The 10,807-nt window shown below is 67.9% G+C and carries 12 protein-coding genes; 2 read left to right on the forward strand and 10 right to left on the reverse strand.

Annotated features, from left to right (window positions below; all coding sequences use genetic code 11):
* Nucleotides 1-221: 221 nt before the first annotated feature.
* Nucleotides 222-1,904: a LysM peptidoglycan-binding domain-containing protein gene (locus AC5JDC_RS19045; RefSeq protein ID WP_495843632.1), complete on the reverse strand. Its 1,683-nt coding sequence runs from the start codon at nt 1,902-1,904 to the stop codon at nt 222-224.
* A 114-nt stretch (nt 1,905-2,018) separates the two neighbouring features.
* On the opposite strand from AC5JDC_RS19045, the gene AC5JDC_RS19050 reads away from it, so the two are divergent.
* Together AC5JDC_RS19050 and AC5JDC_RS19055 are read left to right on the forward strand one after the other, a co-directional pair.
* Nucleotides 2,019-2,630 carry an LOG family protein gene (locus AC5JDC_RS19050; protein ID WP_106775686.1) on the forward strand — a complete coding sequence of 204 codons (612 nt, stop codon included), beginning with the start codon at nt 2,019-2,021 and terminating at the stop codon, nt 2,628-2,630.
* Between the two features lie 73 nt (nt 2,631-2,703).
* A complete protein-coding gene (locus AC5JDC_RS19055) occupies nt 2,704-3,705 on the forward strand; it encodes a transporter (RefSeq protein ID WP_495843636.1) in 1,002 nt (333 codons plus the stop codon).
* Between the two features lie 59 nt (nt 3,706-3,764).
* On the opposite strand, the gene AC5JDC_RS19060 is transcribed toward AC5JDC_RS19055, so the two are convergent.
* The 9 genes from AC5JDC_RS19060 to AC5JDC_RS19100 form a co-directional block, all read right to left on the reverse strand.
* Nucleotides 3,765-4,451: a glutathione S-transferase family protein gene (locus AC5JDC_RS19060; RefSeq protein WP_495843639.1), complete on the reverse strand. Its 687-nt coding sequence runs from the start codon at nt 4,449-4,451 to the stop codon at nt 3,765-3,767.
* 9 nt (nt 4,452-4,460) lie between these two features.
* Complete coding sequence (rarD, locus tag AC5JDC_RS19065; RefSeq protein WP_495843642.1) at nt 4,461-5,375, reverse strand: EamA family transporter RarD; 915 nt, start codon at nt 5,373-5,375, stop codon at nt 4,461-4,463.
* Between the two features lie 229 nt (nt 5,376-5,604).
* On the reverse strand, nt 5,605-7,221 hold the full coding sequence (gene cimA, locus AC5JDC_RS19070) for a citramalate synthase (RefSeq protein ID WP_495843644.1): 1,617 nt from the start codon (nt 7,219-7,221) through the stop codon (nt 5,605-5,607).
* 205 nt (nt 7,222-7,426) lie between these two features.
* Nucleotides 7,427-8,389 (reverse strand): prolyl aminopeptidase, encoded by a 963-nt coding sequence (gene pip / locus AC5JDC_RS19075; RefSeq protein WP_495843646.1) that lies wholly within the window; start codon nt 8,387-8,389, stop codon nt 7,427-7,429.
* A complete protein-coding gene (locus AC5JDC_RS19080; RefSeq protein ID WP_495843649.1) occupies nt 8,386-8,862 on the reverse strand; it encodes a GFA family protein in 477 nt (158 codons plus the stop codon). Before AC5JDC_RS19080 ends, pip begins: the two co-directional genes overlap by 4 nt.
* Entirely contained in the window at nt 8,859-9,365 is a 507-nt protein-coding gene (locus tag AC5JDC_RS19085; protein ID WP_495843651.1) for a GFA family protein, read from the reverse strand. The genes AC5JDC_RS19080 and AC5JDC_RS19085 overlap by 4 nt, the downstream gene beginning before the upstream one ends.
* Nucleotides 9,362-9,853 (reverse strand): GFA family protein, encoded by a 492-nt coding sequence (locus AC5JDC_RS19090; RefSeq protein ID WP_495843653.1) that lies wholly within the window; start codon nt 9,851-9,853, stop codon nt 9,362-9,364. Before AC5JDC_RS19090 ends, AC5JDC_RS19085 begins: the two co-directional genes overlap by 4 nt.
* A 5-nt stretch (nt 9,854-9,858) precedes the next feature.
* Complete coding sequence (locus tag AC5JDC_RS19095) at nt 9,859-10,254, reverse strand: VOC family protein (protein ID WP_495843655.1); 396 nt, start codon at nt 10,252-10,254, stop codon at nt 9,859-9,861.
* 3 nt (nt 10,255-10,257) lie between these two features.
* A complete protein-coding gene (locus tag AC5JDC_RS19100; protein WP_495843657.1) occupies nt 10,258-10,674 on the reverse strand; it encodes an endonuclease domain-containing protein in 417 nt (138 codons plus the stop codon).
* Nucleotides 10,675-10,807: the final 133 nt, after the last annotated feature.

Below are 10,807 nucleotides of genomic sequence, written 5' to 3' on the forward strand. Positions count from 1 at the left end.
CCCCACCCCTAACCCCTCCCCTCAAGGGGGAGGGGGACTTTGCGGCCGCCATGCCGAGCGAAATCGTCACCGATTCAAGTCTGGCACAACTGCGGCAAGATCCCCCTCCCCCTTGAGGGGAGGGGTTAGGGGTGGGGGTAACTCCATATGCGATTCCCCTGCATCCGTATGGGCGTGACGGCAGCCGACGAATGCGGCCGCACGCGGCCTGCCCCCGCCCGCTACTGGCGGACCGGAGGCGGAACCGCCTGCGCGCCGAGGCGGGTCATATCGGCCTTCTCGCCCTGGCCGGAACGCTCCGGCACGCTGAACACCTGACCCGGCAGGATCAGGTCGGGATCGCGGATCTGGTCCTGGTTGGCGAGGTAGATGGTCGAATAGCGCGTGCCGTAGCCGTAGACGCGCCGCGAGATGCGCCACAGCGTATCGCCGCGCCGGATGATGACGGCGCCGTCGACGCTCTGCAGCTTCGGAGCCAAGGCCTCCGTCGGCGCGGCGGAAGGCTGGCCGGACTGCTCGGCCGGGTCGGCGGCGACAGCCGGCTGCTCCGGCGCCTGCGGCTGCGCGGCGGCAGGCGCTTGCGGAGCGGTTTCAGCCGCCGTGCCGGCAGCCGGCGCGGTCTCGGCCGGAGTGGCGGCGGGCGCCTGCGGCTGCACCGTCCCGGTCTGCGCGGCCTGCTCGCTCGCGGCCGCAGCGGCAGGCTTGTCGCCGGGCTTGGCCCCGGCGGCCGGGGCCTGCTCGGCCCGCGGCATATGCGGCGCCACGGCGGCGATGTTCTCGCCGGCCTCGCGCTCGAACGGCACGGCGGCGCGCGCCAGGACCTTGGAACCGTTCGGCTCGAGCGCATCGACGCGGATGATGTAGTCGCCGACCGGCAGGTCGCGCTCGGCCTCGACCAGGAAGCGGCCGGCAGGCGAGGCCGTCGTCTGGCCGAGCAAGGTCTCGTTGGCATAGGCGCGCAGCAGCCGGCCGGGATCGGCCGAGCCGGCGACGAAGATTCGCCGCCCCTCGATCTCCACCGCCTCGACGGCAACGCGCGGCTCGCCGGCGGCCTGTTCGACAGGAGGCTGGGCCGGGGCGGGTTTGGGCGCGGCGGCCACCTGGTCGCCGGCCGGAGCGGCCGGCTTCTCTTCCGCCGGTGCAGCTTCGCTGGTGGCAGGTTTGTCCCCGGCCGCGGCGGGTTGGTCCTCGGTGACAGCCGGCTTCCCGTCGGGTGCCAAGGGCTTGGCGGGGGGCTGCTCCTCCGCCGGCCTGGCTGCCGTCGCAGGCTTGGCCGTCGTGTCGGATGTTCCGGCAGCGGGGGCCGCAGGCGCCTCCGCATTCGGCTGCCGCGGCTTGGGAACGGTGATCAGCTCAGCCGGTTTTCCCGGCGCCTCGACCAGCGCCAGCACCTGTCCGTCCGGCGCCTCCGGGACGGAAACCACGGCCGTCTCGGTCGAGGTCGCCACGACATTGCCGGGCGCGGTGGAGCGCAGCACGATCTGGTAGTTGCCGGGTTTCAGCGGCTGGTCGACCGCGATGGCGAAGTCGCCGTCGGGCCCCGCAACCGCGCTGCCGATGACGCGCGAGCCGATGACCGCCTCGACCCTAGCCTGCGGCGCGGCGCGGCCGGCGATCACGATGGAGCCGTCGCCCTGCACGCGCACCAGATCGAAGGACGGAACCTGCACTTCCGGCTGCGGCGCCGCAACCTCGGCCGGCGGCGTAGCAGCAGCCGGCGCGGCGGCCTTCTCCTGCGGCGCCTCGGCCGGCGGCAGCGCCGCGACCTTCGGCGTCGTCTGCGCCGGCGCTTCCGCTGCCGGCGGATTGAGATAGGGGTCGAACACGCCCGCCACATAGGCCGTCGTCGCGGCCGCAGCCGATCCTCCCGCCAGAAACAGGAGCACCTTGATCGGAGTCACCATAGTCCCGTGCCCATTAGCCAATTAAGGGGGGTCTAGCGTGTTTTGACGGCACCGACAAGGAAATGCCCCATTGTTCCCTTGACCGGCGCGGGCGACATACTAACCAATCACAGCATGAACACGATTCGATCCGTCTGCGTCTACTGCGGTTCCTCGCCCGGCCGCAGCGAAGTGTATCTGAAGGCGGGGCGCACGCTCGGCCGCTCGCTGGCGCAAGCCGGGCTTCGGCTGATCTACGGCGGCGGCACCAAGGGCATCATGGGCGCCGTCGCCGACGGGGCGCTCCGGGCGGGCGGCAAGGTGACCGGCATCATACCGCGCTTCCTGCTCAACCGCGAGGCGACCGAGGCGGGCCTCGACCGGCTCGACGAGCTGATCGTCACCGAGAACATGCATGAGCGCAAGCACAGGATGTTCGAGCAGTCCGACGCTTTCGTGGCGCTGCCGGGCGGCATCGGCACGGTCGAGGAGATCGTCGAGATCATGACCTGGGCGCAGCTCGGCCACCACCGCAAGCCCATCGTCTTCGCCAATATCGAGGGCTTCTGGGCACCGATGCTGGCGCTGATGGACCATATGCGCGCCGAGGGCTTCATCCACACCGGGCACCTAGTGCAGCCGCTGGTGATCGACAAGGTCGAGGCGATCGTGCCGGGGATCCTGGTCGAGGGTGCCGGCGTCGATGCGCCGACCGACGGCGTGCAGGCGGTGATCGACAAGATGTGATCGAACGTCGTCCTGTCACGCCGGCGGCGCAGTCGTGTTATAGGGAAAGCGACGGGAAAAGCGGGCTGCCGCCATGGACGACATCGTAAAATCCCAGCCCGCACCGCTGTCCGGCCATGTGCCCGACGAGCACGGCCTGTTCTTCACCTACCGTTTTGATGCCGCCGGCTTCGCCGCGCAGGGCAGTGCCAACGGCGGCTGGTCGTGGCGCAGCTACGACATCGGCGACCTGCGCGCCCGCAAGGAGATCGCTGCCGAGGCCGCCCTGCCCGCGCCGGTGCGCGACGCGTTCCTGTCGTCCGGCCATGCCTGCCACATCGACCTCGAGGACGGCTGGCTCCATGGCGACCTGCCCGACCTGCGGCACGATTATTCCAACGAGGCGCGCGGCCTCGGCCATTTCCGCTTCGCCTTCAACGAGCGGATGCTGATCGGCGCGCGCAAGCAGCCGCTGCGCTCGGTCGATGCCGTGCGCGCCAAGATCGACGGCCGCGCGCGGCCGTTCCGCTCGCCGGCCGAGCTGATCGAGGCGGTGATGAGCCAGTCGCTCGACGGCATGGCCAGGGAGCTTGCCGGCCTCGGCGAGCAACTCGACGGCATCGAGGACCGCATCGTCTGCGATTCCTGGCACAACGAGCGCCAGTCGCTCGTCGAGGTCCGCCGCAAGCTCGTGGTCATCCACCGCCAAATGGCGACGCTGACCAGCCTGTTCCGCCATCTCGACCAGTCGCATCACGACGACCTGCCGCCGGCAATGGCCGACATGGCGGCGCGGCTGTCGCACCAGTCCTTCGCACTCAACCACGACAGCGAGCAGTTGCAGGGCCGCGCCAGGCTGCTGCAGGACGAGCTGATGGCCAAGCTGACGGCGCAGACCAACCGGCTGCTCTACCTGCTGTCGGTCATGACCGCCGTGCTTTTGCCGATGACCATCATCTCCGGCCTGTTCGGCATGAATGTCGGCGGCCTGCCCTTCCTCAACGAGACCGCCGGCTTCTGGATCGTGACGCTGCTGTCGCTCATCGTCGCGGGGACGACGCTGTATCTGGTGCGAAGGCTGGGCGACGGGAGGTAGCGGGGCTGGTCGCTCCGCGGCTCTGGTGGGTCTTTCGAGGCTCGCCCGACAAGCGGCCGCTACGTCGTCGCCCGAAAATCCTCGACGATCTCGCCGGCAGCAAGGGTCTCGGCCTCGTGGTCGGGCTCGCGCCAGGTCTCGGCAAGGCCGGCGGCATACCAGTCGCGCATCGCCGGCAGGCCGAGCAGCCGGGCCGGATAATCCGCAGCGGCGCCTTCAAAGGTCAACCCGTAGGATTGCGCGCGGAAGGCGACGGGCGCGAAGTAGGCGTCGACGCCGGTGAAGGCCGGGCCGGCGAGGAACGGCCCGCCGAAGCGCGCAAGGCCGTCGTTCCAGAGGTCGGAGAGGCGGAAGAGATCCTGCTTCAGCGCCGCCGACTTCTCCTTCGGGCGGACGCGCACGCCGCAATTCATCGGGCAGTCGTTGCGCAGCGCGGTGAAGCTGGAGTGCATTTCCGCCACCGCCGAGCGCGCCCAGGCCCGCGCCTTCGCGTCCTCGGGCCACACGCCGGGATGGCGCTCGGCCAGATATTCGACGATCGCCAGTGAATCCCAGACCGGCCAGCCGTCATCAGTCAGGCAGGGCACGCGGCCGTTCGGCGAGAAGGCGCGGAACAGCGTGAAGCTGGACCCCGTCGGGAATTCGACCTGGTGCTCCTCGAACGGGATGCCGAGCACGCGCATCAGCACCCATGGCCGCAGCGACCAGGACGAATAGTTCTTGTTGGCGATGTGCAGCGTGTACATGGCTTCCCCTCAACCCTGCCCTTTGTCCTGCCGGCGGAAAAACATCGACCACGAATAGATGGCGAGCGCCGCCCAGATCAGGCCGAAGGCCACCGCCTGCACCCCGCCGAACGGCTCGCCGAACACGAAGACGGCGATCAAAAGCACGATCGACGGGCCGATATACTGCATGATGCCGATGGTGGAGAAGCGCAGCAGCTTTGCGCCGAAGGCATAGAGCAGCAGCGGCGTCGCGGTGATGGGGCCGCATATCAGAAGCAGCGCGATGTCGCCCGGCTGCGAGGCCAGGAAATGGCCCTCGCCGTGCATCTGCAGCCAGAGGATGAAGCCCAGCGCCGGCAGGCAGAGGATCAGCACTTCGAGGAAAAACCCCTGGCTGGGGCCGATCGGCAGCGTCTTGCGCAGATAGCCGTAGACGGCGAAGGTGAGCGCCAGCGCCAGCGACACCCAGGGCAGGCCGCCCGCCTGGACGGTGAGGATGGCGACCGCCAGCACCGCCAGCCCGACCGCGACGAACTGCGCCCGGCTCAGCTTCTCGCCGAGCAGCGCCGCGCCCATCACCACGCTGACCAGCGGGTTGATGTAATAGCCGAGCGCCGTCTCGACGGCGCGGTCGGCGGCGATCGCCCAGACATAGATGCCCCAGTTGACGGTGATCAGCGCCGCCGTCACCGCCGCCATGATCAGAGTGCGAGGCGAGCGCAGCGCCGCCTTCAGGTCGGCGGTGCGGCCGAGCAGCAGCAGCACGACGCCGGCGATCGGCACCGACCAGACGATGCGGTGCGCCACCACCTCGTCGGCGGGGATATGCGCCAGCATCTTCATGAAGATCGGCTGGACGCCCCAGAAGCTGTAGGCGGCGAGCGCGAAGAAGAAGCCGCGCTGGGCGGCGTGGCGGTCCTGTGCCGGGGCTTCGACGGTCATGGGCGCCCCTATGCGCCCATGCGGCGGTCAGCACCATCCAAAAATTGTGATGGACCGCTGCAATTCCGGTGATGGACCAGAGTCTGTCGATATTCAGGCCAGAACGGGCTGCAAATGGAGTTTTTCTCCGCTTCCGGTGCTCATGTACATATTCGTACACTCCGCTCCGGTTCTCGAAAAACACCATTTTCGCCTCGTTCCGACCTGAATCTCGACAGACCCAAGCCCGCTACTCCGCCGCCACCAGCCCGGCCATGTCGCGGTTCTTCATCAGCTTGAAGACGATCGAATCCATCAGCGCCTGGAAGGAGGCGTCGATGATGTTCTCCGACACGCCGACCGTCCACCAGCGCGCGCCGGTGGAATCGTGCGATTCGACCAGCACGCGGGTGATCGCCTCGGTGCCGCCGTTGAGGATGCGCACCTTGAAGTCGGCGAGCTCGAGATCGGCGATCTCGTGCTGGTATTTGCCGAGATCCTTGCGCAGCGCGATGTCGAGCGCGTTGACCGGGCCGTGGCCCTCGGCCACCGACATCTTCTCCTCGCCGTCGATGGTCACCCTGACGATCGCCTCCGACACGGTCTTCAGATTGCCGTTGGCGTCGTAGCGGCGCTCGACCATGCAGCGGAAGGAGGCGACGCTGAAGAATTCCGGCAGGCCGTGCAGGATCTTTCTGGCCAAAAGCTCGAAGCTGGCGTCGGCGCCCTCATAGGCATAACCCTCCGCCTCGCGCTCCTTGACCTGTGCGATCAGCGAATCCAGGCGGTGGTCGGCGCGCGGCACCTCGATGCCGCGGCGCTTCAGCTCGGCGATGAAGTTGGCCTTGCCGCCCTGGTCGGACACCATGACCTTGCGGCGGTTGCCGACCGCCTCCGGCGGCACGTGCTCGTAGGTCTTGGGGTCCTTGACCAGCGCCGAGGCGTGGATGCCGGCCTTGGTGGCGAAGGCCGACGCGCCGACATAGGGCGCCTGCGACTCGGGTGCGCGGTTGAGCAGTTCGTCGAAATTGCGCGACAGCCGCGAGATGCCGGCCAGCGCCTCGGCCGAGATGCCGGTCTCGAACCGGTCGGCATAGGCGGGCTTCAGCATCAGCGTCGGGATCAGCGTGATCAGGTTGGCGTTGCCGCAGCGCTCGCCGATGCCGTTCAGCGTGCCCTGGATCTGGCGCACGCCCGCCTCCACGGCGGCCAGCGAGTTCGCCACCGCCTGGCCGGTGTCGTCATGGGCGTGGATGCCGAGGTTTTCGCCGGGAATGCCGGCGGCGATCACTTTTGCGACGATGTCGCGGATTTCCGAGGGCTGCGTACCGCCATTGGTGTCGCACAGCACCACCCAGCGCGCGCCGGCCTCCAGCGCGGTCTTGGCGCAGGCCAATGCATAGTCGGCATTGGCCTTGAAGCCGTCGAAGAAATGCTCGCAGTCGACCATCGCCTCCTTGGCCGAAGCGCGCGCGACCTCGACCGAGGCGCGGATGGCGTCGAGGTTCTCCTCGTTGGTGCAGCCGAGCGCCAGCCGCACGTGATAGTCCCAGCTTTTTGCGACGAAGCAGATGGCGTCAGACTTGGCCTGCAGCAGTGCCGCGAGGCCGGGATCGTTGGAGGCCGACACGCCGGCGCGCTTGGTCATGCCGAAGGCGACGAACTTCGCCCTCGCCGTGCGCTTGTCGGCGAAGAAGGCGGTGTCGGTCGGATTGGCGCCGGGGTAGCCGCCCTCGACATAGTCGATGCCGAACTGGTCGAGCATGGCGGAGATGGCGATCTTGTCCTCGACGGAAAAGTCGATGCCCGGCGTCTGCTGGCCGTCGCGCAGCGTGGTGTCGAAGAGGGTGAGGCGTTCGCGTTTCATTGCAGTTTTCCGACGGTAGGCGCCCCTTCGCACCCCCCTCCGTCCTGCCGGACATCTCCCCCGCAAGGGGGGAGATCAGCCGGCCGGTTTGCTTTCGCCAATCGCCAGCGTTGCAGGACAGTCGCCAGGGTAGAAGCTGCCGATCTCCGCCCTTGCGGGGGAGATGTCCGGCAGGACAGAGGGGGGTGCGAAGGGGCGAGAGATGTCATGATGTCCTGCCCGCAAACCTGTCCGTCGCGTCGATCAGCCGGTCGAGGATGCCCGGCTCGGAGAAGGCATGGCCGGCGCCCTCGACCAGGAAGAACTCCGCATCCGGCCAGGCCTTGTGCAAAGCCCAGGCATATTTCGCCGGACACGGCATGTCGTAGCGGCCGTGCACGATGACGCCGGGAATGCCTGCGAGCTTGTGCGCATCGCGCAGCAGCTGCCCCTCCTCCATCCAGCCGGCATGCACGAAATAGTGGTTCTCGATGCGGGCGAAGGCCAACGCGAAATCGTCCTCGCCGAACTTGTCGCTGGTCTCGGGCTCCGGCAGCAGCGTGATCGTCTCGCCTTCCCACAGGCTCCAGGCGCGCGCCGCCTCGATCTGCGCCTTGCGGTCCGTGCCGGTCAGCCGCCTGCGGTAGGCCGCCATCATGTCGCCGCGCTCGGCCTCGGGGATCGGCGCGACGAAGCGCTCCCATTTGTCCGGGAACATTTCCGAGACGCCGAACTGATAATACCAGGCGAGCTCGGCCTTGGTCAGCGTGTAGATGCCGCGCACCACCAGCTCGCTCACCCGCTCCGGATGCGTCTCGGCATAGGCGAGCGCCAGCGTGGAACCCCACGAGCCGCCGAGCACCAGCCAGCTTTCGAAGCCGCACAGTTGTCGCAGCCGCTCGATGTCGGCAACGAGGTGCCAGGTGGTGTTGGCCTCCAGCGAGGCGTTCGGCGTGGACTTGCCGCAGCCGCGCTGGTCGAACAGGACCACGTCGTAAAGTGCCGGATCGAACAGGCGGCGATGCTTTGGCGAGATGGTGCCGCCGGGGCCGCCATGCAAAAACACCGCCGGCTTGGCGCCCCTGGTGCCGACACGCTCCCAATAGACGGTGTGGCCGTCGCCGACGTCGAGAAGACCGGTCTCGAAAGGCTCGATCTCGGGATAGAGGCTACGCAACGCTTCACTCACAGCTTCAGTCCGTGTTCGGGCCACACCGGCGTCTCGTGGTCGGGATGCTGGAAGGAGATGATCTGCTCCTGCCGCATGTAGTAGCCGGGGTCGTCATGCACCGGCGCCTCGAAGATCTTGTCCACCCAGGGCAGCCGCGCGGCATGGTTCACCTGGATCTTTGGCGCCAGATCCGAGCGGTCGTCGAAGGTGCCGATGGCGATCTCCAGCCCGTCGGGATGGCGATAGGTCATCGGCGTGCCGCAGCGCTGGCAGAAGCCGCGGTCGATGTTCACCGACGAGCGGAAATAGCTCGGCTCCTCGCGCACCCATTCGACGCCGTCCTTGGGCGCCGTCACCAGTGCCGAGAAGAACGATCCGAACTGTTTCTGGCACATGCGGCAATGGCAGATGGAAGCTCGGCCGGGCTCGCCGCGGATGCGGTAGCGCACGGCGCCGCACTGGCAGCCGCCGGTTCGAACGGTGTCGGTCATGGTCTTGCCTCCGTCTTCGAGGTTTCTGGGGGCCACTGGTCGGTGTCGTGGTCGGGATGCTGGCGATTGCTGCGCCGGACAGCCACCACCCAGTCGACATCCGGCCCGCCGCCCGTCTCGCCGTCGTCGCGCACCGACGTCAGCTCGGCAAACCAGGGCATGCGGCTCTGGATGCCGTCCTGCGACTTCGGCTTGTGGCGCTCGGGATGGTCGAGCGAGCCGATGGTGATCGCCATATGGCCGTGGTCGCCGATGTAGCAGAGCGGCGTGCCGCAGGCGGCGCAGAAACCGCGCTGGCCGGCGTCGGAGCTGCGAAACGTCGCCGGCCGGCCGCGCGTCCAGGTCACGTCCTTGGGTGAAACGGCGATCATGGCGGAAAACAAGTTTCCCATCGCCTTCTGGCACATGCGGCAGTGGCAGAGATAGGCGTCCTGGCCGGGGTCGGCGACGGCATAGCGCACCGCGCCGCACTGGCAGCCGCCGGTAAGGGGAAGCGCGCTCATGGACGATCCTCCGGTGGCCAGCGGTCGGTGTCGTGGTCGGGGTGCTGGTAGGAGACGAGATCGGCCAGGAACGGGGCCTCGCCGATGTCGGCCATCGTCTCCTCGCAGGGCAGGCCGGGGACGGCGTCGACATAGGGCAGCTTCGCCTCGGTGCCCCACTGCATCTTCGGCGCGATCTCCTCCGGCTTGTCGAAGGCGGCGATGGCGAGCGCCACGCCGTCCGGCGCCTCGTAGCTGAGCGGCGTGCCGCAGTCGCCGCAGAAGCCTCGCGAGGCATAATTCGACGAGCGGAATTTTTTCGGGGCGCCGCGCGTCCAGATGAGTTTTGCGCCGCGCACCGAGACCAGCGGCAGGTAGAAATTGCCGGCCGCCTTCTGGCACATGCGGCAATGGCAGACCGAGGCGTCGCCGAGCGCGCCCTCGACGCGGAACCGCACCGCGCCGCACTGGCAGCCGCCCGAATACAGGGGGATGTTGTCGAGGCTCATCGCGCTCACCCCCTGGCCGGCTCGAACTCGTGGCAGACGGCCTCGATGTTGTTGCCGTCCGGGTCGAGGACGAAGGCGCCGTAATAGTTGGGATGATAGTGCGGCCGCAGGCCCGGCGCGCCATTGTCCCTGCCCCCGGCGGCCAGTGCGGCCTGATGGAAGCCGTCGACCTCGGCTCTGCTGCGCGCGGTGAAGGCGATGTGCTGCCGGTCCTTCGGCTTGTCGCCCTGGTGCAGCCAGAAGGTCGGCCGCTCACGGCCGTAGCCGCCGACCTTCACCCCGCCGGTGAACTCCTGCGGCACCATCATGATCAGCGAGGCGCCGAGCGGCGCCATCGCCTGGTCGTAGAAGGCTTTCGAGGCGTCGAAATCGGATACGGAAATGCCGGTGTGGTCGATCATGGATCAATCTCCTCCGCTGGGACTGCCGCCAGCATAACATCGGTCGCGGCCTGCGGTTGATCCAGCCCCGGCGGCGATGACGACATGCTGACAGACACCGTCGATATCGCGGAGGATGTCGTCGTTCCAGAAGCGGAGGACGGTCCAGCCGCGACCTTCGAGATAGGACGACCTCACTGCGTCCTTTGCCTGATTTTCTACTTCCCCGTGCTGGCTGCCATCCACTTCGACGATCAGGCGATGAGACGGGCAGGCGAAATCGACGATGTAGGGTCCGATCGGCACCTGCCGTTTGAAGCCAAGCCCCATCAAACGATGCGCGCGGATCTCGTTCCACAGCTTCAGCTCTGCGTCGGTCATGACACGGCGCATCGATTTGGCGTTGCGGCGCTGACGGGGCGGAACGAGGTCGTGACCCATCAGCGACGGCCTTCCGTCATGCCGCGCGTCGGCGCCTCAGGGACAAAGCGGACACGTCTTTCCCTTAACCGAGCGGACAGGCTGGCGGGACAGCACCCCCCTCTGTCCTGCCGGACATCTCCCCCGCAAGGGG

The organism is Kumtagia sp., assembly GCF_059502445.1.

Coding starts and splice junctions, on each gene's coding strand:
- AC5JDC_RS19085 (WP_495843651.1), bottom strand. CDS start 9,365: ATGAGCGCGCTTCCCCTTACCGGCGGCTGCCAGTGCGGCGCGGTGCGC.
- AC5JDC_RS19100 (WP_495843657.1), bottom strand. CDS start 10,674: ATGGGTCACGACCTCGTTCCGCCCCGTCAGCGCCGCAACGCCAAATCG.
- AC5JDC_RS19060 (WP_495843639.1), bottom strand. CDS start 4,451: ATGTACACGCTGCACATCGCCAACAAGAACTATTCGTCCTGGTCGCTG.
- AC5JDC_RS19050 (WP_106775686.1), top strand. CDS start 2,019: ATGAACACGATTCGATCCGTCTGCGTCTACTGCGGTTCCTCGCCCGGC.
- AC5JDC_RS19095 (WP_495843655.1), bottom strand. CDS start 10,254: ATGATCGACCACACCGGCATTTCCGTATCCGATTTCGACGCCTCGAAA.
- AC5JDC_RS19055 (WP_495843636.1), top strand. CDS start 2,704: ATGGACGACATCGTAAAATCCCAGCCCGCACCGCTGTCCGGCCATGTG.
- AC5JDC_RS19080 (WP_495843649.1), bottom strand. CDS start 8,862: ATGACCGACACCGTTCGAACCGGCGGCTGCCAGTGCGGCGCCGTGCGC.
- AC5JDC_RS19090 (WP_495843653.1), bottom strand. CDS start 9,853: ATGAGCCTCGACAACATCCCCCTGTATTCGGGCGGCTGCCAGTGCGGC.
- cimA (WP_495843644.1), bottom strand. CDS start 7,221: ATGAAACGCGAACGCCTCACCCTCTTCGACACCACGCTGCGCGACGGC.
- AC5JDC_RS19045 (WP_495843632.1), bottom strand. CDS start 1,904: ATGGTGACTCCGATCAAGGTGCTCCTGTTTCTGGCGGGAGGATCGGCT.
- rarD (WP_495843642.1), bottom strand. CDS start 5,375: ATGACCGTCGAAGCCCCGGCACAGGACCGCCACGCCGCCCAGCGCGGC.